This is a genomic window from Streptomyces sp. NPDC051180 (assembly GCF_040689545.1).
Taxonomy (GTDB): Bacteria; Actinomycetota; Actinomycetes; order Streptomycetales; family Streptomycetaceae; genus Streptomyces.
Window position 1 is genome coordinate 84,277 of the sequence record NZ_JBFBBC010000016.1, and the last position, 21,972, is coordinate 106,248.

Below are 21,972 nucleotides of genomic sequence, written 5' to 3' on the forward strand. Positions count from 1 at the left end.
ACATCAGTCGCACTGCAGATAGCGGGTAGAGGGGTCTCCAGCATGTCGCACTTCACCGACCTGGCCCATCAGTACATCGACGGCGAGTGGAAGCCGGGCAGCGGCTCGTGGGACATCATCGACTTCAACCCGTACACCGGGGAGAAGCTCGCGTCGATCACGGTCGCCACGGCCGGCGAGGTCGACCGCGCCTACCGTGCCGCCGAGCGCGCCCAGACCGCGTGGGCCGAGACCAACCCCTACACCCGCCGGCTCGTCTTCGAACGCGCGCTGCGGATCGTGGAGGACCGCGAGGAGGAGATCGCCGAGACGATCGTCGCCGAGCTCGGCGGCACCCGTCTCAAGGCGGCCTTCGAGCTGCACCTCGCCAAGGAGTTCCTGCGCGAGGCGATCCAGCTGGCACTGCGCCCCGAGGGCCGCATCCTGCCCTCGCCGGTCGACGGCAAGGAGAACCGCGTCTACCGCGTCCCGGTGGGCGTCGTCGGTGTCATCTCGCCCTTCAACTTCCCCTTCCTCCTCTCGATCAAGTCGGTCGCGCCCGCGCTCGCCCTCGGCAACGCGGTCGTCCTCAAGCCCCACCAGAACACCCCGATCTGCGGCGGCACCCTCGTCGCCAAGGTCCTGGAGGAGGCGGGCCTGCCGGCCGGCCTGCTGAACGTCGTCGTCACCGACATTGCCGAGATCGGCGACGCCCTGCTGACCCACCCGGTCCCGAAGGTCATCTCCTTCACCGGCTCCGACAAGGTCGGCCGCCACGTCGCCACGGTCTGCGCGCAGAACTTCAAGCACGCCGTCCTCGAACTCGGCGGCAACAGCGCCCTGATCGTCCTCGACGACGCCGACGTGGACTACGCGGTCGACGCGGCCGTCTTCAGCCGCTTCGTGCACCAGGGCCAGGTCTGCATGGCCGCCAACCGCATCCTGGTGGACCGCTCGGTGGAGGAGGAGTTCACCGAGAAGTTCGTCGCGAAGGTGCGGACCCTCCGGGTCGGCGACCCCGCCGACCCGGCCACCCACATCGGCCCGCTCATCAACTCCCAGCAGGCGGAGTCCGTCTCCTCGCTCGTCGACCAGACGGTGGCCGCCGGAGCGACGGCCCTGCTGCACGGCACCGTGGACGGCAACCTCGTCTCGCCGTCCGTCCTCACCGGCCTCGCCGCCGACTCCCCGGTCCTCGGCCAGGAGATCTTCGGCCCCGTCGCCCTCCTCGTCCCCTTCGACGGTGAGGAGGAGGCCGTGCGGATCGCCAACGACACCCCGTACGGGCTCAGCGGAGCCGTCCACACCGGGGACGTCGAGCGGGGCGTGCGCGTCGCCAAGCGCATCCACACCGGCATGATCCACATCAACGACGGCACCGTGCACGACGAGCCGATCGTGCCCTTCGGCGGCGAGAAGCACTCGGGCATCGGGCGTCTCAACGGCGACGCGATGGTGGACGCCTTCACCACGCAGAAGTGGATCTCGATCCAGCACGGCCGGAGCCGTTTCCCCTTCTGAGGGCGGATCCGGGGCGGCGGCCGACCGGGGGCGGATCCCGGGGTCCGTCCCGGGACGAATTCCCTCCCGTCCCGCCGGCAATGAGGACAGCAGCTGTCCGCATCGGTCCGTAGGTTGAGGGGTGTCGGAAGGGGCGAGGCCCCGCCGGCACCCATCGGCGTAGTCATACGGAAGGCGGACATCATGGTGGCTCTCGTTCCCTCGGAGGCCCTGGGCGACGAGCGCGGCGCGTTCCTCAACTTCATCGAGGAGCAGCGCGCCGCACTCCGCCGCTCCCTCCTCGGACTCACCGAGGAGCAGGCGGCCGGACGCCCCAGCGCCAGCGAGCTCAGCCTCTCCGGGCTGCTCAAGCACGTCGCCGAGGTGGAGCTCAACTGGCTGCGCCTCGCCCAGCAGCGCCCGAACGAGCGGCAGCGCACCCAGGAGACCTGGGGCGACGCGTTCCGTCTCGTCGGCGACGAGACGATCCCCGAGATCATCGCGTTCTGGGCGGGCGTGGCGAAGGAGACCGAGGACTTCGTCCGCTCCGTGCCGAGCCTGGACGAGACCTTCCCGCTGCCGAAGGCGCCCTGGTTCCCCGAGGACGGGAGGGTGTCGATCCGCTGGATGCTGCTCCACCTCGTGCAGGAGGCCGGCCGCCACGCCGGGCACGCGGACGTCATCCGCGAGTCCCTGGACGGCAGGACGTCCTTCGAGCTGATCGCGGCCGAGCGGGGCGACGGGCAGGAGTAGGGCATCCCGCGCGCGTACCCTGGTCAAAATTGACTAGGAGGTACGGCGATGTCGGCGATCCGGCTGCTCGTCCTGGGCGCGGTCAGGCAGCACGGCCGCGCCCACGGCTACCAGGTGCGCAACGACCTGGAGTACTGGGGCGCGCACGAGTGGTCCCACGCCAAGCCGGGGTCGATCTACCACGCGCTGAAGCAGATGGCGAAGCAGGGACTGCTGCACGCGCACGAGGTGGCGCAGAGCGAGGTCGGCGGCCCGCCGCGCGTCGAGTACGAGCTGACGGAGCGGGGCACGGAGGAGTACTTCGCGCTGCTGCGCGAGGCGCTGACCACCTACGACCAGAAGATGGACGTCCTGTCGGCGGGCATCGGCTTCATCGTGGACCTGCCCCGCGAGGAGGCCGCCGGGCTGCTGCGCCGCCGCGTGCGGGCGCTCGACGAGTGGCGGGCCGCGGTCACGGAGTACTACACGCCGGAGGGCGGCCCCGCCCAGCTCGGGCACATCGGCGAGATCATGCACATGTGGGTCCACTCGGCCGACGCGGGCAAGGAGTGGACGCTCGGTCTGATCGAGCGGATCGAGGGCGGGGCGTACGTGTTCGCCGGCGAGGGGGAGCCCTTCACGGGCGTGCTCGCCGACGGCGAGGAGAACCCCTTCGCGACCTGAGCGGGCCGCCGGAACATATCCACTCATCAAGTTTGACTAGCTGACCCCGAGGGCATACCTTGCTCCGTCGGCGGCAACTGGTCAAATTTGACTAAGAGTTTTTCGGGAGGAATCGACATGACGGCGGACGCGATCCTCGTCGAGGGTGCGCGCAAGCGGTACGGGACGAAGGACGCCCTGGCCGGCCTCGACCTGACCGTCGGGCGCGGCACCGTCCACGGCCTGCTCGGGCCCAACGGCGCGGGCAAGACCACGACGGTACGGATCCTGGCCACCCTGCTGCGCCACGACGAGGGCCTGGTGCGGGTGGCCGGACACGACGTGCGGACCGGGGCCCGGGAGGTGCGGCGGCGGATCGGGCTGCTGGGGCAGCACGCGGCCCTCGACGAGGAGCTGGGCGGGCGGCAGAACCTGGAGATGTTCGGCAGGCTCCACCACCTGGGCGCCCGGCGCGCCGGGACGCGGGCCGACGAGCTCCTGGAGCGCTTCGGCCTGGCCGACACCGGACGCAAGCCCGTCCGGCAGTACAGCGGAGGCATGCGGCGGCGGCTCGACCTGGCCGCCTCGCTGATCACCGAGCCCGAGGTGCTCTTCCTCGACGAGCCGACGACCGGGCTCGACCCGCGCGGTCGCGGCGAGGTCTGGGAGTCGGTGCGCTCGCTCGTCGGCGGGGGCACCACGGTCCTGCTGACCACGCAGTACCTGGAGGAGGCCGACCGGCTCGCCGACCGGATCTCGGTGGTGGACGGCGGCCGGGTGGTGGCCGACGGCACGGCCGACGAGCTCAAGGCCCGGGTCGGGGCGGACCGCATCGACGTGGTCGTACGGGACGCGGCGCGGCTCGCCGAGGCGGCCCGGCTGCTGCCCGCGGCGCGCGGCGAGGTGGCCGTGGACGCCGACCGGCGGCGGCTCAGCGCGCCGGTGGAGGACCGGATGGCCTCGCTCGCCGAGACCGTGCGGGTCCTGGAGGCGGCCGGGATCGAGGCGGAGGACATCGCCCTGCGGCGGCCGACGCTGGACGAGGTCTTCCTGCATCTGACGGACGGCGGCCCGGACCGGGAGCCGACCCGGGGGACGGAGGTGACGGCATGAGCGCCGCGCACGTGGTGGGCGACTGCTGGACGATGACCCGCAGGGAGCTGGCCCACTGGGCCCGGCAGCCGGTGCAGGTCCTCGTCGGGCTCGTCTTCCCGGTGATGATGCTGCTGATGTTCGGCTATCTGGTCGGTGGCGGACGGGACGTCGACGGCGACTACGTCGACTTCCTGGTCCCCGGGATGCTGACCCTGACCATGGTGTTCGGGCTCGAAGGCACCATGACGGCGGTGACGCGCGACCTGGAGAAGGGGGTGGTCGACCGCTTCCGGTCGATGCCGATGGCCGACGGCGCGGTGCTCGTCGGCCGGGCGGCCGCCGACATGCTCCAGTCCACGGTGGGGCTGCTCGTGATGGTCGGCGTCGGGTACGCCATCGGGTGGCGGGCGCACGAGGGGCCGGCGAGCACGCTGGGGGCCCTCGGGCTGCTGCTCCTGCTGCGGTTCGCGATGCTCTGGATCGGGATCTTCCTCGCCCTGGTCGCGGGGCGGGCCGAGCTGGTGCAGGCCGTGCAGATCCTGGTCTGGCCGCTCGGCTTCCTCTCCAACGCCTTCGCCTCGCCGGAGTCGATGCCCGGCTGGCTCGGCACGTTCGTGGAGTGGAACCCGATGTCGGCGACGGCGACGGCGACCCGGGAGCTCTTCGGCAGCCCCGGCGGCGAGCCGGGGCACGTCATGGCCGCGGTCGTCTGGCCGCTGGTCCTGCTGCTCGTCTTCTTCCCGCTGGCGGTCAGGAGGTTCGGCCGGCTCGGGAGGTAGTCGCGCGGAGGTGGGAACCCGGAGGCGGCGAGCGGTGTATTCAAAGCAGCGGTTCACCGCGGGCCGCCCGGGGACGACAGGGGGACGTGCGATGCGCAGGCCGGTGGCAGTGGCCGGCGCCGTCGTGGCGCTGGTGATGGCGATGGTGATGTCGAGCGGATGCACGGGACCGGAAGAGGGACCGAGGAAGGGCGCCGGGGCGAGGGGGGTCGGGGCGAGGGGCGCGGGATCCGTCGCGTCGGCGGGGGTGTTCGGTGCGCCGCCCCGGGTGCCGTCCGGGGCGGCGCTGCCCGGCTGGTCGCACAGCCTGGGATTCGCACGGGACGGCAGCGGGTTCGCGCTGCTCGTCGGGTGCGTGGGCGCCGCCGGCGCGCCGGAGAGCGGCTTCTGCCGGCAGCAGGTGGCCGTGCGGGACGCGGGGGCCGACGAGTGGGTCGTGCGGCGGTCGCCGCTGCCCGAGATCCCTGCGTCCCAGGGCGTCTCGGCGGACCTGCTGGCCCTCGGCCCCGGCCGGGCGCTGATCGAGGACGGCGGAGGCGACCGGCCGGAGCGCACCTGGTTCACCCGGGACGGGGGCCGTGCGTGGAGCCCGGTGGACCGGCGCACGGCCGGCGTGGTCCGGGAGATACCCGACGGCGCGGCGCTCACCACCGCGTGCGCGTCGCCCGTCGGGGGCTCCCTCGACGACTGCATACGGGAGCGGCTGGTCGTGGTGGATCCGCGGGACGGCCGGCGCCGGGTCCTGGCCGGGGCGCCGGCCCTCGGGCCGCATCCGGTGCCGGCCGGGCAGCCGGAGCCCGACGGGTCCTGGTGGGTCTCCGGGACGGACCCGGTCTCGGGCCGGGCGGCGGTCGCCTTCTCGCGGGACGCCGGGCGCGGCTGGACCGTGAGCCGGCTGCCGAGCCCGACGGACCGGCCGGTGAGGCGGGTCGCGGTCGCGGTCGGACCGGACGCGGTGTACGCGGCGGAGATGGGCGAACTCGCGGGCGGCGAGCCCGTCAAGAACCCGATGAGGGCGTTGCACCGGTCGGGTGACGGGGGCAGGACGTGGCAGCGGGTGTGGACCACGGGACCGGTCGCCGAGCCGCGCACACTGGTGGGACTGCCGGTGCCGGGCCCGGGCGACCGGGTCGAGATCCCCGGGGAGTTGTCGGGGCACGCGAGCGTGGACGGCGGCCGGACGTTCGCCCGGCTGGACGACGGCACGCAGCACGTCCGCCGCACCCCGCTCGGACTGCTGCGCGAGGGGGCCCGCTGTCAGTACGCGCTGACCGCGGACGGGGTGCGGTGGACGGAGTTCCGGCTCGCCTGCGGGGAGGGGGCCGGCTGAGGGGAGGGGGCCGGCTGAGGGCCGGCCCCGGTCCGGCTCAGTGGTGGAAGGAGGTCGCCGCCGCGGTGTCGTCGGTGAACGGGCCCGACTGGCGGCGGAGTTCGGGCAGGAGCAGATGGAGGTCCCGGATGAAGAGGTCGGCGAGGTCGGCGGAGAAGCCGTTGCGGCAGACCACGCGCAGGACGGAGAGGTCCTCCCGGTGGGCGGGGAAGGTGTAGGCGGGGACCAGCCAGCCCCGTTCGCGCATCCGCCGCGAGACGTCGAAGACGTTGAAGGCGGTGACGTCGGGGGCGGTGGTGAAGGCGAAGACGGGCAGCTCGTCGCCGTGGGTGAGGAGGCGGAAGTCGCCCATCGCCTCGATCCGTTCGGCGAGGCCCCGGGCCACGTCCCGGGCGGTCTGCTGCACCGCCCGGTAGCCCTCCCGGCCGAGCCTGAGGAAGGTGTAGTACTGCGCGACCACCTGGGCGCCGGGGCGGGAGAAGTTGAGGGCGAAGGTGGGCATGTCGCCGCCCAGGTAGTTGACGCGGAAGACCAGCTCCTCGGGGAGTTCGGCGGGCGAGCGCCACAGCGCCCAGCCGACGCCCGGGTAGACCAGGCCGTACTTGTGGCCGGAGGTGTTGATCGAGGAGACGCGGGGGAGCCGGAAGTCCCAGACGAGGTCCTCGTCGATGAAGGGGGCGACCATCGCGCCGGAGGCGCCGTCGACGTGGACGGGGATGTCGAGGCCGGTGCGCTCCTGGAGGGCGTCCAGGGCGGCGCAGATCTCGGCGACCGGCTCGTAGGAGCCGTCGAAGGTGGAGCCGAGGACGGCGACGACGCCGATGGTGTTCTCGTCGCAGAGCGCGGCGGCCGATGCGGCGTCGAGGTGGAAGCGGTCGCCCTCCATGGGGACGAGCCGGGCCTCGACCTCCCAGAAGTTGCAGAACTTCTCCCAGCAGACCTGGACGTTGACGCCCATCACCAGGTTGGGGCGGGCGCTGCCCGGGTAGCGATCGGCGTTGCGCTGGGCCCAGCGGCGCTTGAGGGCGAGGCCGGCGAGCATGCACGCCTCGCTGGAGCCGGTGGTGGAGCAGCCGACGGCGGTCGCCGGGTCCGGGGCGTTCCACAGGTCGGCGAGCATGGCGACGCAGCGGCGCTCCAGTTCGGCGGTGCGCGGGTACTCGTCCTTGTCGATCATGTTCTTGTCGCGGCACTCGGCCATGAGCACCCCGGCCTGGGGCTCCATCCAGGTGGTGACGAAGGTGGCCAGGTTGAGCCGGGAGTTGCCGTCGAGCATCAGCTCGTCGTGGACGAGCTGGTAGGCGCTCATCGGCGGCAGCGGGCCGTCCGGCAGGCGGTGGTGCGGGGGAGCCTCGGTCATGCCGCCGACCGGGTTGGCCTCCCCGAAGAAGGGGTTGAGCGCGAGCCGGGGTTCGGGCGGGGAGGGGTGGCTGCCCTTGTGGAGCGGCATGGGGGACTCCTTCTGGCCGGTGGGGCGGTCCGCCCGCTCGGGGCGGGCGAGGCGAGGGCGGTGATCAGGGGTGGGGCCGGGGACGGGTGGTCAGGGGGTGAGGTGGGGACGGGTGGTCAGCGCAGGGACTTGCCGTGCTCGTCGAGTTCGAGCTGGGGGCGGCCGGTGACGATCAGCCAGGCGGGGAGGGAGGCGAGGCAGAGCAGGGTGAGCATCGCCGGGGAGGGGGCGAGGATCGCGCCGGTGAAGAGGCTGATCCAGCCCTGGCGGGTGGTGGCGAGGAGGACGCCGAGGACGGCGGAGGAGACGGCGACCGCCGGGTGGACCTCGGGGACGAGGGCCTGGGCGAGCAGCCCGAAGGCGGCCCCGATGAAGACGGCGGGGAAGATCCGGCCGCCCCGGAAGCCGCAGGACGCGGCGACGACGAGGGCGACGAGCTTGACCACGGCCATCTTGGCGAGGTCGCCGGAGGACCAGCTGCCGATCGACTCGCTCAGTTCCTTGATCTCCTCCAGGCCCTTGAAGAGGGTCAGCTGCCCGCCGAGGGCGCCCAGCAGCCCCAGGAGGAGGCCGCCGAGCGGCAGCATCAGCATGGGGTGGCGCAGACGCCCGAAGGCGGTGTGGACGTGCGGGAAGAGGTAGCAGGCGGCGAGGCCGAAGGCGGCCGCGGCGGAGGCGATGACCAGGGCCGCGAGCAGGTCGCCGTAACCGGGGTCGGTCAGCGGCGGGAGCCCCATGTCGAAGGTCGGCCCCTCCAGCAGCTGCGTGGTCATCGAGCCGGCGCCGGCGGCCAGCAGCGGGGCGAAGAGCCGGTCCCAGAGGGAACCGGGGCCCGGCCGGCTCGCCAGGGCCTCGGAGAGGATGAGAGCGGCCGCCACGGGTGTCCCGAAGAGGGCTCCGACGGTGGCGGCCGAGGCGAGGCCGACCCAGGCGGCGGCCGGGACCGCGGGGGCGACCCGGTGTCCGAGCCAGTACACGAGGGCGATGTTGCTCGCGATGATCGGGTTCTCGGGGCCGAGGCTGACCCCGCCGGCGAGCACGAGGACGCTGGCGAGGAGGAGCCCGGGCACGATCCCGACGGGCAGCGGCGCTCCGCCGAGGCCCATGGACGCCGGGTCCGGCCCGGCGTGTCCGGGCACCTTCCAGACCACGAGCCCCACGGCGATGCCGGTCGCCGTGAGCATGGTGATGATCCAGAGGGAGGAGTACGCGCCGATGCCCAGGGCGTCGGGCAGGTCGCCCCACAGGACGCCCTCGAACTGCTCCGCGAGCGTGCTGACCCCCAGGAACAGCAGGCTCGCCAGCACTCCGACCACGAGGGCGGGCAGCACCTGGGGCAGCAGGATCCGCAGGGGGGTCTCGGCGGCGGGAGACGGCGCGGACGGAGCATGATCGGTGGCCACCGACCCACCATAAGTGAGCAAAAGCCGCATAACATCCCGAGATTGTCCGCCGGACGGACTTGCACCTCACGTCACGTCAGGCCCGAGGCTGAACCGCGTACCGACAGAGAGAAGGGCGGAAGACCGATGGACTACTCCGTTGGACGGGTCGCCGGCCTCGCCGGGGTCACGGTGCGCACCCTGCACCACTACGACGCGATCGGGCTGCTCTCGCCGAGCGCCCGCAGCACGGCGGGACACCGCCGCTACGACGACGCGGACCTCGACCGGCTCCAGCGCATCCTGTTCTACCGGGAGCTCGGCTTCCCCCTCGAAGAGGTCGCGGTCCTCCTCGACGACCCGCACGCCGATCCGCAGGAGCACCTGCGGCGCCAGCACACCCTGCTGACCGCGCGGATCGACGAGCTCCGGAGGATGGCGGCGGCCGTCGAGCACGCCATGGAGGCGAAGAGGATGGGCATCAACCTCACCCCCGAGGAGAAGTTCGAGGTGTTCGGGGACAAGGACCCCGAGCGGTACGCGGAGGAGACCGCCCGCCGCTGGGGCGGCACCCACGCGCACGAGCGGGCGCAGGCCCGCGCCGCCGCGTACGGCAAGGAGGAGTGGCAGCGGATGAAGGACGAGGTGGACGCCTGGGGCGCCGCCTACCGCGCCCTGATGGAGGAGGGGCACGCGCCCGCCTCCGAGGAGGCGATGGACCTCGCCGAGGCCCACCGCCGTCACATCACCGCCTGGTTCTTCGAGTGCCACCCGAAGACCCACGAGGGGCTCGCCGAGATGTACGTCGCCGACGAGAACTTCCACGCCTTCTACGCGTCGATCCACCCCGGACTCCCCGAGCACCTGCTCGGGGCCGTCCGGGCGAACGCGGCGCGCCGCGCGGCCTGAGCCGCGCGGCGCCGGTCCCGCTCAGGCGCGTGGCGCGATCACCACCGCCGTGCCGTACGCGCACACCTCCGTGCCCAGGTCGGCGGCCTCCGTCACGTCGAAGCGGAACATCAGCACGGCGTTCGCGCCGCGCGCCTGAGCCTGCTCCACCAGGCGTTCCATCGCCTGGTTGCGGGTCTGCACGAGGGTCTTCGTCAGACCCTTCAGCTCCCCGCCGATCATCGACTTCAGCCCCGCGCCGATCTGGCTGCCCAGATGGCGTGAGCGCACGGTGAGCCCGAAGACCTCACCGAGCACCTGCCGGACCTCGAAACCCGGCACGTCGTTCGTGGTCACGACCAGTACGTCGGGGTGCGGCCCCTGGCCGCCTCCGTACTCCTCGATGCCCATCGGCATGCACCTCCTGACCCCCCACCCTCGGGTGCGGAGGCCCGGTCCGCATCCCGTGGGAGCCGGGTGGAACCGGGGGCGTCCGGCCCGCGTTGATAGCTTGGGGCCAGCCGTCCCCCAAGCCCCCACCGACCGCAGGAGCCCGGAACCCGTGAACACGCTTGCCCTCGGACCGAGCTGGCTGGACCCGGACTATCTGATCCAGACCTTTGGTCTGATCGGTGTCCTGGTGATCGTCTTCGCCGAGTCCGGCCTTCTCATCGGGTTCTTCCTGCCCGGCGACTCGCTGCTCTTCACCACCGGCCTGCTCGTCACCACCGGGAAGCTGGACTCGCCGCTGTGGCTGGTCTGCACGCTGGTGGTGGCCGCCGCGATCATCGGCGACCAGGTGGGATACCTCTTCGGCCGGAAGGTCGGGCCCTCCCTCTTCAAGCGCCCCGACTCCAAGCTCTTCAAGCAGGAGAACGTCGAGAAGGCGCACGAGTTCTTCGAGAAGCACGGCCCGAAGTCGCTGATCCTGGCCCGCTTCGTCCCCATCGTGCGGACCTTCACGCCGATCATCGCCGGCGTGAGCCGGATGAACTACCGGTCGTTCATCACGTTCAACGTCATCGGCGGCGTGCTGTGGGGCGCCGGCGTGACCCTGCTCGGCGCCTCCCTCGGCAAGATCGACTTCGTGCACAAGCACATCGAGATGATCCTGGTCGGCATCGTCCTGATCTCCGTCATCCCCATCGTGATCGAGTTCCTCCGGGCCCGCTCCCAGTCCAAGAAGGCCCAGGCCCAGGGCGACCACGACGCCCCCGGCACCCCCAACCCCCAGGGCCCCCGCGGCCGCCACGCGAAGCGCTGAGCCACCGGCGGGGCGCCCTGACCCCGCCGCACCGACACCCCGGGAGCCCAGAGCCCCGGGGTGTCGGCGTACCGGGGTGTCGGCCTGCGGGGTCGGGCCTGCCGGGAGCACGCTCCCAGCAGGGGCCGACACCTCCTAGAACCCTCGGGTCCGCTTCGCCGCGCGGCGGGCCGCCGCCGCGGCCGGGGCCTGCATGAAGAGCCGGGCCAGCTCGCTCCCCAGGTTCACCCCGATCGCGATCGCCAGGGCCAGGGCCGCCGCCTTCGCCAGCGACGCGAAGCCCTGGTCCAGGTTGTTCTGGGCGATCGCCAGCACTCCGAAGTACGTCGCCGAACCCGGCAGCAGCGGACCGATCGCCGCCGTCACGTACGGCAGCGACGACGTGTGGCGGTAGCGGGCGATCAGCTGCCCGAAGAGCCCCACGAGCCCCGCCGCCACCGCCGTCGCCATCACCGCCGAGCCCTCCGCGGTGACCGCTATCGACGCGTAGATCACCCAGGCCACGCCGCCGTTCAGCGTCGCGAACAGCACCGTGGAGCGGGACTGCTGGAGCAGGACCGCGAACGTCGCGCACAGCACCATCGACGCCAGGATCTGCGTCACCGGCCGCTCCACCGCCCGCAGCGCCCCCTCGGGGTTCAGCTGCGCGTCGAACTGCACCGCGATGTACAGCACCGACAGCACGCCCACCACGATCGCGACGAAGAAGTACGCGACCTCCAGGAGACGGGCCGACGCGGTGATGTAGAAGCCGGTCAGGCCGTCCTGGACGGCCGCCACCAGCGCCCGCCCGGGAATCAGCGCGAACAGGCCACCGGTGATCACCGCCGACGGCCGCAGATCCGCGTGCAGCAGCGTCAGGAGCACCCCCATCGCCGCCGGCGGCATCGCCGCCACCAGGAACTGGTAGAACTCCGGCAGCCCGCGCCCCGCGCACAGCCACGCGAGCCGGTCGCCGAGCACCGCGCCCAGCGCCGCCACGAAGAAGACCGTCGGACCGCCGCCGAGCAGCACCGAGGCCGCGCCGGCCAGGACGCCCGCGGCCGCCGTCAGCACCCAGCCGGGATACGGGTGCCGGTTGCGCCGTATCTCCGCGAGGCGCCGGTACGCCTCCTCGGGCGACACCTCGTGCGACTGCTCGCTGATGTCCGCGATCAGCTGGTACACCGCCGCGAGCCGCGTGTAGTCCGTCCCCCGGCGCCGCACCGTCCGGTTCGCCGTCACCGGATCGTCCACCAGCGACGGCTGGTAGGTGACCGACAGCAGGGTGAACGTCACCGTCGGCTCGACCCGGTCGAGCCCGTACGAGCGGCAGATCGCGAACATCGCCGCCTCGACGTCCTCCGCGCCCTCCCCGCCCGCCAGCAGCAGCTCGCCGATGCGCAGGGTCAGGTCGAGCACGCGCGGCACCGAGGGCCCGGACTCGTCCTCCTTGCGGGAGGACTCCGGCACCGGCCGCTCGTGCACCGGCAGCCGCAGCATGGTCCGCATCCGGTCCTGCCACGGCGCGTCCTGCGAGAGCCGCACCAGCGGCACCCCGTACGCCGGGGTGAAGACGGGCGGCGAGTTCCTCGCCGAGTACGTGGCCGGCGTGGCGAACGCCGACTTCTCCTGCTCCGGCGGCGGCTCCGGCGTCAGACCGGGCGGCAGGGCGAACTCGGAGGTCGGATGCTCCTCCTCGGGCGGCGCGGGCTGCTCCACCCCGGCCGGAGGGACGAACGCGCTCCGTGCCTCGTCCGACTGAGGCTTCCGGTCCTCCGGCGCCTCCTCGGGGCCCTTCGGCTCCGCCACCACTCTCTCCGCCTCATCCCCAGGGAATCGTGGATTCCAGTATGAAGGGGAGACGGACGTGCGAAAGGCGGTGCACCCGACAGGTGCACCGCCTTCACACGATCACGACAGCGGGGGCTCAGTGGCCGCCCTGCTCCTTGGCGCGCGCGTACGACTTCTCGATCTCGGCCTCGGCCTCGGCGCGGCCGACCCAGTCGGCACCCTCGACCGACTTGCCCGGCTCCAGGTCCTTGTAGACCTCGAAGAAGTGCTGGATCTCCAGGCGGTCGAACTCCGCCACGTGGTGGATGTCGCGCAGGTGCTCCATGCGCGGGTCCGTGGCCGGGACGCAGAGCAGCTTGTCGTCGCCGCCCGCCTCGTCGGTCATCCGGAACATGCCGATCGCGCGGCACTTGATCAGGCAGCCCGGGAAGGTCGGCTCGTCGAGGATCACGAGCGCGTCCAGCGGGTCGCCGTCCTCGCCGAGGGTGTTCTCGACATAGCCGTAGTCGGTCGGGTAGGCCGTCGACGTGAAGAGGCGACGGTCCAGGCGGATGCGACCCGTCTCGTGGTCGACCTCGTACTTGTTCCTCGACCCCTTGGGGATCTCGATGAGAACGTCGAACTCCACGGGTGGCTCCTCCTGAATCAACACAAGTGAATGCTCGCGACGACGCGCGGTGATTAAGTGTCCCTCACGCACGTGTGTGATCGCGAAAGGGGCTGGTCAGCAGATGCCGGAGCCGAGGATGTGGCAGCTCACGGCGGGCTCCGCCGCCCTCGGACTCGTCGTGGCCGCCGCGGCGGTGACCGCGGCCGGGCCGTGGGACGGAGGCCAGCGTACGGCCGAGCGGGCCCGCGCCGCCGCCCCCGTGGCGGGTGGCACGCGTCACGCCCCCGCGCCCGCCCCGGCCCCCGCCGCGCCCCGCCGCCCGGCCCCCGCCCCGAGCGCCCCGGGCGTCCTCACCGCCCTGCACGCCCCGGCCCCCGCGGGACGCCCCGCCGGACGTCCCGCCGACCTCGCCGCCGTCCTCGTCCCGCTCCTCGCCGACCCCGGCCTCGGCTCGCTGCGGACCGCCTCCGTCGTCGACACCGCCACCGGCGCGCAGCTGTACGGCGAAGGCGCCGGCACCCCCATGACCCCCGCCTCCACGATCAAGATCGTCACCGTCGCCGCCGCGCTCTCCGCCCTCGGCCCCGACCACCGCGTCGCCACGACCGTCACCGCCGCCCCCGACGGCCGGACCGTCACCCTCACCGGCGGCGGCGACCCCACCCTCGACCCGGCGCGGCTGAAGTCCCTCGCCGCCGACACCGCCCGCGCCCTGAAGAAGGGCGGGCACACCTCCGTACGCCTCGCGTACGACACCGCGCTCTACCGGGGCCCCGCCCTCCACCCCATCGGCCCCAACGAGAACATCGCCCCCGTCGTCGCCCTCATGACCGACGAGGGCCGCCTCGACGGCAGCCGCAGCGGCCCCGCCCCCCGCACCGCCGACCCGGCCGGCGACACCGCCCGCGCCTTCGCCGGCCACCTCGCCGCCGCCGGCGTCCGGGTCACCGGCGACCCCGCCCCCGGCCGCACCCCGAAGGCCGCCCCGCTGGCCCGCACCTACTCCGCGCCCCTCGCCGACCTCGCCGAGCGCACCCTCACCCACAGCGACAACGACCTCGCCGAGGCCCTCGCCCGGCAGACCGCCCTCGCCCACCGCCTCCCCGCCAGCTTCCAGGGCGCCGAACGGGCCGTACGGGACGAACTCGTCCGCCTCGGCCTCCCCGTCGCCGGCGCCCGCTTCGCCGACGGCAGCGGACTCGACCGCCGCGACCGCGTCTCCGCCACCCTCCTCACCGGCCTCCTCACCCGGGCGGCCGACCCCGCGCGCCCCGCCCTGCGCCCGCTTCTCACCGGCCTCCCCGTCGGCGGCTTCACCGGCACCCTCGCCGGCCGTTACGACACCGCGCCGGCCGCCGCGGGCGCCGGACTCGTCCGCGCCAAGACCGGCACGCTCACGGGCGTCAACACGCTCGCCGGGACCGTCGTCACCCCCGACGGCCGCCTCCTCGCCTTCGCCTTCCTCGCCGGCCGCACCCCCTCGCCGTACGAAGCGCAGCCCGCCCTCGACCGCCTCTCCGCGGCACTCACCGGAGCCCGCTGACCCCGCCCGAGACCACCGCCGACCCGCGGCGAACCCGTACCGAACCCTCTCCGATCGCGCGCCGAGACCGTACGGTTGACGCATGACGAGCATCGGTGGCGCAGGCACATCCGGGATGGTCGACTGGAACCTCGCGGTCGCGACCGCGACCCGCCTCGTGCGGCCCGGACCCGAAGTCAGCCGCGACGAGGCCCGCGAGGTCGTCGCCGAACTCCGCAGGCACGCCAAGGCGTCCGAGGAACACGTCCGCGCCTACACGCGCATGATCCCCGAGGGCGTCGAACCACACGACACGCCCGTCCTCGTCGTCGACCGGGCCGGCTGGATCCGGGCCAACGTCGCCGGCTTCCGCGAACTCCTCACCCCGCTCCTCGGCAAGATGCAGGACCGCCGCGCCGGCACCCCCGGCAGCGCCGTCCTCGGCGCCGTCGGCGGCAAGGTCACCGGCGTCGAGCTCGGCATGCTGCTGTCCTTCCTCGCCTCCCGCATCCTCGGCCAGTACGAGACCTTCGCCCCCGCCACCCGCGAGCTGCCCGCCGGTGGCGGCGGCGGCCGACTCCTCCTCGTCGCCCCCAACATCGTCCACGTCGAACGCGAACTGGACGTCGCCCCGCACGACTTCCGGCTCTGGGTCTGCCTCCACGAGGAGACGCACCGCACCCAGTTCACCGCCGTCCCCTGGCTCCGCGACCACCTCCAGGGCGAAATCCAGTCGTTCCTGACCGCCACCGACGTCGATCCCGGCACCGTCGTGGAACGCCTCCGCGAGGCGGCCCAGACCCTCGCCGGCGGCCGCCCCGAGGGCGAGGAGGGAGAACCCTCGCCGTCCCTCGTCGAACTCGTCCAGACCCCCGAGCAGCGCGAGATCCTCGGCCGGCTCACCGCCGTCATGTCCCTCCTCGAAGGCCACGCCGACTACGTCATGGACGGCGTCGGACCGCAGGTCGTGCCCTCCGGCGCCGAGATCCGTGAGAAGTTCCAGCAGCGCCGGGCCCGCGGGGCCTCCCGCCTCGACCTCGCCCTGCGCAAGCTCCTCGGCCTCGACGCCAAGCTCCGCCAGTACCGCGACGGCGAGCGCTTCGTCCGCGCCGTCGTCGACCAGGTCGGCATGGACGGCTTCAACCGCGTGTGGACCTCCCCCAACACGCTCCCCACCAAGTCGGAGATCGCCGCCCCCGCCGACTGGATCGCGAGGGTGCACCGTAAGGCAGACTCGTGAGACAGGTGCGGCGGACGGCGTAGGAACACGTGAGAACGGCCGGCCAATCACCCATCCGAGGGACCCTGGGCATGGGGTGAGGCGTGCAATGCTCGGGTAACGGCCGGGTTTCTGTCACCATCGACGCACTCTGAGTGACCGAACCCCCCTTTCCGACCGTTAAGACTCCGACCGAGGCACCCCACCCCATCACGAAGGGCACCGGACATGGGTCCCCATCCTGCGGTCGCGGCGATACGCCTGGCGGTCCGCCGCGTACTCCACGACGTTCTCACCGAGCACCAGACCGACCCCACCACCGCACCCGACGCACCCGCACCCCTGGTGCTCGTCGCGTGCTCCGGAGGCGCCGACTCCATGGCGCTCGCCTCCGCCCTCGCCTTCGAAGCCCGCAAGCTCCCCGTGCGGGCCGGCGGCATCACCGTCGACCACGGCCTCCAGGACGGCTCCGACAGCCGCGCCACCGAGGTCGCCGGACGCATGACCGCCCTCGGCCTCACCCCCGTCGAGGCCGTCACCGTCACCGTGGGCCGCGAGGGAGGCCCCGAGGCCGCGGCCCGCGACGCGCGCTACGCCGCGCTCGACGACGCCGCCGCGCGCCACGGCGCCGCCGCGATCCTCCTCGGCCACACCCGCGACGACCAGGCGGAGACCGTCCTGCTCGGTCTCGCCCGCGGCTCCGGCATCCGCTCGCTCTCCGGCATGGCCGCCGTCTCCGGCGCCGCCCGCCGCTACCGGCGCCCGTTCCTCCAGCTCGACCGCCAGACCGTCCGCAAGGCGTGCATCGCCCAGGAACTCGCCGTGTGGGACGACCCCCACAACAGCGACCCGGCCTACACCCGCTCCCGGCTCCGCCACGAGGGGCTCCCCGCCCTGGAGAAGGCCCTCGGCAAGGGCGTCGTCGAAGCCCTCGCCCGAACGGCCCAGCTCTCCCGGGACGACGCGGACGCCCTCGACACCTGGGCCGCCGACGCCGAGACCTCCGTGCGCGACGAGGCCGGCGCCCTCGAATGCGCCAAGCTCTTCGGACTTCCCCCCGCCGTACGCCGCCGGGTCCTGCGCCGCGCGGTCATCGCGGAGGGCGCCCCCGCCGGCTCCCTCTTCGCCCGGCACATCGAGGAAGTCGACCGGCTCATCACCGGATGGCGCGGCCAGGGGGCCATCAACCTGCCCGGCCGCGTCGAAGCCCGCCGCCAGGGTGGCAGACTGGTCATCCGGCAAGGCTGACGCACGCTGCAACGAAAGTGACCCGGGTGAACGAGAAGGACATGGGCACCGACCTCCAGTCGGTGCTCATCACCAAGGAAGAGATCGACGCCAAGCTGGCAGAGCTGGCCGCGAAGATCGACGCGGAATACGCGGGCAAGGACCTGCTCATCGTCGGTGTCCTCAAGGGCGCCGTGATGGTGATGGCGGATCTGGCTCGCGCCCTTTCCACCCCCGTCACCATGGACTGGATGGCCGTCTCCTCCTACGGCGCCGGCACCCAGTCCTCGGGCGTCGTCAGGATCCTCAAGGACCTCGACACCGACATCAAGGGCAAGCACGTCCTGATCGTCGAGGACATCATCGACTCCGGCCTGACCCTGTCGTGGCTCCTGTCGAACCTCGGCTCGCGCGAGCCCGCCACCCTCGAGGTGTGCACCCTGCTGCGCAAGCCCGAGGCCGCCAAGGTCGCCATCGACGTGAAGTGGATCGGCTTCGACATCCCCAACGAGTTCGTCGTCGGCTACGGCCTCGACTACGCCGAGAAGTACCGGAACCTTCCGTTCGTCGGCACGCTCGCCCCGCACGTCTACGGCGGCTGATCACCCGGCAGTCCGGGGAACCCGCACCGCCTTCCCCCCGTTGAACCACGGGAAGGCGGTCGCGGGCGACGCGGCTGAGGTACCGTCCGAAGAACAGCTTTTTCACACAGCAGCACTCACAGCAGCATTTTCCTACGGGCAGGAGGGACGGGGCGTACTCGCTCCGTATGGATGGACGTGAAGCGATACTTCCGTGGGCCGGTCATGTGGATCGTGCTGGCCGTCCTCGCCGTGGTCGTGCTGATGCAGGTCGTCGGCTCGTCCGAGGGCTACAAGACGGTGGACACCGGCAAGGTCGTCCAGGCGATCGACAAGAACCAGGTCAAGCAGGCAAAGGTCACCACCGGTGACGAGCAGATCATCAAGATCGAGCTCATCGACGGCCAGAAGATCGACAAGAGCAGCAAGGTCCAGGCCAGCTACATCGGCAGCCAGGGCGTGGACATCGCCGACAAGCTCCAGGAGAAGTTCGAGGCCGGGCAGATCGAGAAGGGCTACACCGTCTCCCCGACGAAGCAGTCGCCCTTCGTCTCGATCCTGCTCTCGCTCCTCCCCTTCGTCCTGATCGTCGTCGTCTTCCTCTTCCTGATGAACCAGATGCAGGGCGGCGGCTCCCGCGTCATGCAGTTCGGCAAGTCCAAGGCGAAGCTCATCACCAAGGACACGCCGAAGACCACCTTCGCCGACGTCGCCGGCTCGGACGAGGCCGTCGAGGAACTCCACGAGATCAAGGAATTCCTCCAGGAGCCCGCGAAGTTCCAGGCCGTCGGTGCCAAGATCCCCAAGGGCGTCCTGCTCTACGGGCCGCCCGGAACCGGCAAGACGCTCCTCGCGCGCGCCGTCGCCGGCGAGGCCGGGGTGCCGTTCTACTCGATCTCCGGCTCCGACTTCGTCGAGATGTTCGTCGGCGTCGGCGCCTCCCGCGTCCGCGACCTCTTCGAGCAGGCCAAGGCCAACGCACCGGCCATCGTCTTCGTCGACGAGATCGACGCGGTCGGCCGCCACCGCGGCGCCGGCCTCGGCGGCGGCCACGACGAGCGCGAGCAGACGCTCAACCAGCTCCTCGTCGAGATGGACGGCTTCGACGTGAAGGGCGGCGTCATCCTGATCGCCGCCACGAACCGGCCCGACATCCTCGACCCCGCCCTGCTCCGTCCGGGCCGCTTCGACCGCCAGATCGCGGTCGACCGACCGGACATGCTGGGCCGTCTGGAGATCCTCAAGGTCCACCAGAAGGGCAAGCCGGTCGCTCCGGACGTCGACCTCGGCGCCGTCGCCCGACGCACCCCCGGCTTCACCGGTGCCGACCTCTCCAACGTCCTCAACGAGGCGGCGCTCCTCACCGCCCGCAGCGACCAGAAGCTGATCGACAACAAGGCTCTGGACGAGGCGATCGACCGAGTGGTCGCGGGCCCGCAGAAGCGGACCCGGATCATGTCGGACAAGGAGAAGAAGATCACCGCGTACCACGAGGGCGGTCACGCCCTGGTCGCGGCGGCCTCGCCGAACTCCGACCCCGTCCACAAGATCACCATCCTGTCCCGCGGCCGCGCCCTGGGCTACACGATGGTCCTGCCGGACGAGGACAAGTACTCGACCACCCGCAACGAGATGCTCGACCAGCTGGCCTACATGCTGGGCGGCCGCGCTGCCGAGGAGCTCGTCTTCCACGACCCGACCACGGGCGCGGCGAACGACATCGAGAAGGCCACCGCCACGGCCCGCGCGATGGTCACCCAGTACGGCATGACCGAGCGGCTCGGCGCCATCAAGTTCGGCGGCGACAACACGGAGCCGTTCCTCGGCCGCGAGATGGCGCACCAGCGCGACTACTCGGAAGAGGTCGCGGCGCTGGTCGACGAAGAGGTCAAGAAGCTCATCGAGACCGCGCACAACGAGGCGTGGGAGATCCTCGTCGAGAACCGTGACCTTCTCGACAACCTGGTCCTCGCCCTGCTGGAGAAGGAGACGCTGGGCAAGGAGGAGATCGCCGAGATCTTCGCCCCCATCGTCAAGCGCCCGGCGCGCCCGGCCTGGACCGGATCCGCCCGCCGCACCCCCTCGACGCGTCCGCCGGTGCTCTCCCCCAAGGAGCTCGCACTGACGAACAGCGCCAACGGAACGGCCACCCCGGCGGTCGACACCACCAAGGGCATCGAGATCGCCCCGGTCGACAACCCCGAGGACTGACCGTCCCACCCCGGAATGGCTGCCGCGCCCCCACAGGTTTTAGCCTGTGGGGGCGCGGCATTTCGCGCACATCAGCCAGACGGAACGAGGCACAGAGATGACCGACCCGGTGACCCTGGACGGCGAGGGCACGATCGGCGAGTTCGACGAGAAGCGCGCGGAAGCCGCCGTCCGCGAACTCCTCATCGCCGTCGGCGAGAACCCGGACCGCGAGGGCCTGCGCGAGACCCCGGCGCGGGTGGCCCGGGCGTACAAGGAGCTCTTCGCGGGACTGTGGCAGAAGCCCGAGGACGTCCTGACGACGACGTTCGACCTCGGACACGACGAGATGGTCCTCGTGAAGGACATCGAGCTGACGAGCCAGTGTGAACATCATTTGCTGCCGTTCCATGGCGTAGCCCACATTGGTTACATTCCTGCCGAATCCGGCAAGATCACCGGCCTGTCCAAGCTGGCTCGTCTCGTCGAGGTCTTCGCCCGCCGCCCGCAGGTCCAGGAGCGCCTGACCACGCAGATCGCCGACTCGCTGATGCGCATCCTCGATGCCCGCGGTGCGATCGTGGTCATCGAAGCGGAGCACATGTGCATGGCGCTGCGCGGTGTCCGCAAGCCGGGCGCGAAGACGACGACCTCGGCGGTACGTGGGCAACTGCGCGACGCTACCACCCGTGCCGAGGCCATGTCCCTGATAGTGGCCCGTTCGTAGCGGCCCGCCCGCCGTACTCCCTACCGTCCTTGATCAGTGGAGTTGATCGCTGCTCAAGGGGGATCGGTATGGGGTACGGCCTCACCAGCAAGATGCTGGTGAATCTCGTGGACGGCTGTGTCCAGGCGAAGAACGTCGCTCCGGGCAGCACGCTGTGGACGCTGGACGGGGACCGGACGGTGCGGACCACGGTGGTGGACGTGAGGGCGGTGAAGGCGCGTGCGGCCGTAGAGGTGGTGACCGACCACATGACGTTCACCGCCAGCCCCGACCTGCTCCTCGCCACGCCGGACGGGTGGGTACGCGCGGCGGGCACGGCGGGGGAGACGATCGCCTGGACGCATGCACGGAAGCTGTGCCGGGAACGGCTCACGATGAGGCCGGGGTACGAGTTCGGGTACTTCGTCGGGGCCACCTGCGCCGACGGGACGGTCGGCAGGAACTACGTCTCGCTGGTCGTGAACGAGGAGGGCTTCGCCTCCCGCTACGCGGCTGCGCTGACCGCCTGCACCGGTTTGCCCGCCCGCCTGGAAGCGGTGAGCCGGCCCTCCGGCTATCTGGGACGCGACCTGCCCGGCTTCCGCGTGCGGGTTGTCTCCTCCTACCTGGCCGACGCCATGCGGCACTACGCCGGCGGTGACGCGCACCATATGCGGCAGCGTTTTCCGCGGGTGGTCCTGAGGGACATCGATACGTTCCAGGGATTCCTGGACGGCTACATCGAAGGCGACGGCTGCACCGTCAAGTCCGGCTTGGGGCGAGTGATCGTGAGCGCGAACGTCCCGTTCCTGACGGAGCTGGCCACGATCATCGGAGCGCGCTTCACCCCGTCGAAACGGCGACTGGTCTCACAGCTCTACGTGTCGGACCGCTGGGCCGACAGGAACGCCTTCGCTCCCGAGCGCCATCCCCTCGACCCGCCGGAGTGCTCCTGGATCCAGGTCCACGAGGTCCGGCCCCGCCCCGCCCTCGGTGCGAAGCCCTTCTCGTTCTACAGCTACCGCCTCGCCCCGTACCCGACCTTCCTGGTGAACGGGCACCTCGTGCGCGCGTGCCGGTAG

The 21,972-nt window shown here is 71.9% G+C and carries 20 protein-coding genes; 15 read left to right on the plus strand and 5 right to left on the minus strand.

What is annotated here, in order from left to right:
* The first annotated feature begins 42 nt into the window (after positions 1 to 42).
* The 6 genes from AB0424_RS25635 (at position 43) to AB0424_RS25660 (ending at position 6,078) form a co-directional block, all read left to right on the plus strand.
* Positions 43 to 1,500 carry an aldehyde dehydrogenase family protein gene (locus AB0424_RS25635; RefSeq protein ID WP_366308884.1) on the plus strand — a complete coding sequence of 486 codons (1,458 nt, stop codon included), beginning with the start codon at positions 43 to 45 and terminating at the stop codon, positions 1,498 to 1,500.
* A gap of 183 nt (positions 1,501 to 1,683) precedes the next feature.
* Positions 1,684 to 2,232 (plus strand): DinB family protein, encoded by a 549-nt coding sequence (locus tag AB0424_RS25640; protein ID WP_366308885.1) that lies wholly within the window; start codon positions 1,684 to 1,686, stop codon positions 2,230 to 2,232.
* A 48-nt stretch (positions 2,233 to 2,280) separates the two neighbouring features.
* Complete coding sequence (locus tag AB0424_RS25645; RefSeq protein ID WP_366308886.1) at positions 2,281 to 2,895, plus strand: PadR family transcriptional regulator; 615 nt, start codon at positions 2,281 to 2,283, stop codon at positions 2,893 to 2,895.
* A gap of 117 nt (positions 2,896 to 3,012) precedes the next feature.
* Positions 3,013 to 3,987: an ATP-binding cassette domain-containing protein gene (locus AB0424_RS25650; protein WP_366308887.1), complete on the plus strand. Its 975-nt coding sequence runs from the start codon at positions 3,013 to 3,015 to the stop codon at positions 3,985 to 3,987.
* Complete coding sequence (locus tag AB0424_RS25655; protein WP_366308888.1) at positions 3,984 to 4,748, plus strand: ABC transporter permease; 765 nt, start codon at positions 3,984 to 3,986, stop codon at positions 4,746 to 4,748. Before AB0424_RS25650 ends, AB0424_RS25655 begins: the two co-directional genes overlap by 4 nt.
* Before the next feature lie 91 nt (positions 4,749 to 4,839).
* Positions 4,840 to 6,078 carry an exo-alpha-sialidase gene (locus tag AB0424_RS25660; protein ID WP_366308889.1) on the plus strand — a complete coding sequence of 413 codons (1,239 nt, stop codon included), beginning with the start codon at positions 4,840 to 4,842 and terminating at the stop codon, positions 6,076 to 6,078.
* A gap of 37 nt (positions 6,079 to 6,115) precedes the next feature.
* On the opposite strand, the gene AB0424_RS25665 is transcribed toward AB0424_RS25660, so the two are convergent.
* Positions 6,116 to 7,528 (minus strand): glutamate decarboxylase, encoded by a 1,413-nt coding sequence (locus AB0424_RS25665; protein ID WP_366308890.1) that lies wholly within the window; start codon positions 7,526 to 7,528, stop codon positions 6,116 to 6,118.
* 116 nt (positions 7,529 to 7,644) lie between these two features.
* Positions 7,645 to 8,931 carry an ion channel protein gene (locus AB0424_RS25670; RefSeq protein WP_366308891.1) on the minus strand — a complete coding sequence of 429 codons (1,287 nt, stop codon included), beginning with the start codon at positions 8,929 to 8,931 and terminating at the stop codon, positions 7,645 to 7,647.
* A gap of 126 nt (positions 8,932 to 9,057) precedes the next feature.
* Between AB0424_RS25670 and AB0424_RS25675 the strand changes: the two genes are divergently transcribed.
* The gene (locus AB0424_RS25675; protein WP_366308892.1) at positions 9,058 to 9,819 is read left to right on the plus strand and encodes a MerR family transcriptional regulator; all 762 of its coding nucleotides are present in this window, start codon (positions 9,058 to 9,060) and stop codon (positions 9,817 to 9,819) included.
* Between the two features lie 21 nt (positions 9,820 to 9,840).
* Here AB0424_RS25675 and AB0424_RS25680 read toward each other — a convergent pair whose 3' ends face one another.
* Complete coding sequence (locus AB0424_RS25680) at positions 9,841 to 10,209, minus strand: YbjQ family protein (RefSeq protein WP_366308958.1); 369 nt, start codon at positions 10,207 to 10,209, stop codon at positions 9,841 to 9,843.
* A 151-nt stretch (positions 10,210 to 10,360) separates the two neighbouring features.
* On the opposite strand from AB0424_RS25680, the gene AB0424_RS25685 reads away from it, so the two are divergent.
* The gene (locus AB0424_RS25685) at positions 10,361 to 11,062 is read left to right on the plus strand and encodes a VTT domain-containing protein (RefSeq protein ID WP_366308893.1); all 702 of its coding nucleotides are present in this window, start codon (positions 10,361 to 10,363) and stop codon (positions 11,060 to 11,062) included.
* Between the two features lie 135 nt (positions 11,063 to 11,197).
* Here the strand turns inward: AB0424_RS25685 and AB0424_RS25690 are convergent, their stop codons facing one another.
* Together AB0424_RS25690 and AB0424_RS25695 are read right to left on the minus strand one after the other, a co-directional pair.
* Complete coding sequence (locus AB0424_RS25690) at positions 11,198 to 12,856, minus strand: threonine/serine exporter family protein (protein ID WP_366308894.1); 1,659 nt, start codon at positions 12,854 to 12,856, stop codon at positions 11,198 to 11,200.
* 115 nt (positions 12,857 to 12,971) lie between these two features.
* Positions 12,972 to 13,463 carry an inorganic diphosphatase gene (locus AB0424_RS25695; RefSeq protein WP_015034462.1) on the minus strand — a complete coding sequence of 164 codons (492 nt, stop codon included), beginning with the start codon at positions 13,461 to 13,463 and terminating at the stop codon, positions 12,972 to 12,974.
* Between the two features lie 103 nt (positions 13,464 to 13,566).
* On the opposite strand from AB0424_RS25695, the gene dacB reads away from it, so the two are divergent.
* From dacB to AB0424_RS25730, 7 genes are all read left to right on the plus strand, one after another.
* On the plus strand, positions 13,567 to 14,988 hold the full coding sequence (gene dacB / locus AB0424_RS25700) for a D-alanyl-D-alanine carboxypeptidase/D-alanyl-D-alanine-endopeptidase (protein WP_366308895.1): 1,422 nt from the start codon (positions 13,567 to 13,569) through the stop codon (positions 14,986 to 14,988).
* 82 nt (positions 14,989 to 15,070) lie between these two features.
* Positions 15,071 to 16,207 carry a zinc-dependent metalloprotease gene (locus AB0424_RS25705; protein ID WP_366308896.1) on the plus strand — a complete coding sequence of 379 codons (1,137 nt, stop codon included), beginning with the start codon at positions 15,071 to 15,073 and terminating at the stop codon, positions 16,205 to 16,207.
* Between the two features lie 207 nt (positions 16,208 to 16,414).
* The gene (tilS, locus tag AB0424_RS25710; RefSeq protein WP_366308897.1) at positions 16,415 to 17,434 is read left to right on the plus strand and encodes a tRNA lysidine(34) synthetase TilS; all 1,020 of its coding nucleotides are present in this window, start codon (positions 16,415 to 16,417) and stop codon (positions 17,432 to 17,434) included.
* Between the two features lie 41 nt (positions 17,435 to 17,475).
* Positions 17,476 to 18,015: a hypoxanthine phosphoribosyltransferase gene (gene hpt / locus AB0424_RS25715; protein WP_351861291.1), complete on the plus strand. Its 540-nt coding sequence runs from the start codon at positions 17,476 to 17,478 to the stop codon at positions 18,013 to 18,015.
* Between the two features lie 171 nt (positions 18,016 to 18,186).
* Positions 18,187 to 20,205: an ATP-dependent zinc metalloprotease FtsH gene (ftsH, locus tag AB0424_RS25720; protein WP_366308898.1), complete on the plus strand. Its 2,019-nt coding sequence runs from the start codon at positions 18,187 to 18,189 to the stop codon at positions 20,203 to 20,205.
* Between the two features lie 97 nt (positions 20,206 to 20,302).
* Positions 20,303 to 20,911: a GTP cyclohydrolase I FolE gene (folE, locus tag AB0424_RS25725; RefSeq protein WP_366308899.1), complete on the plus strand. Its 609-nt coding sequence runs from the start codon at positions 20,303 to 20,305 to the stop codon at positions 20,909 to 20,911.
* A gap of 68 nt (positions 20,912 to 20,979) precedes the next feature.
* Complete coding sequence (locus AB0424_RS25730; protein ID WP_366308900.1) at positions 20,980 to 21,972, plus strand: hypothetical protein; 993 nt, start codon at positions 20,980 to 20,982, stop codon at positions 21,970 to 21,972.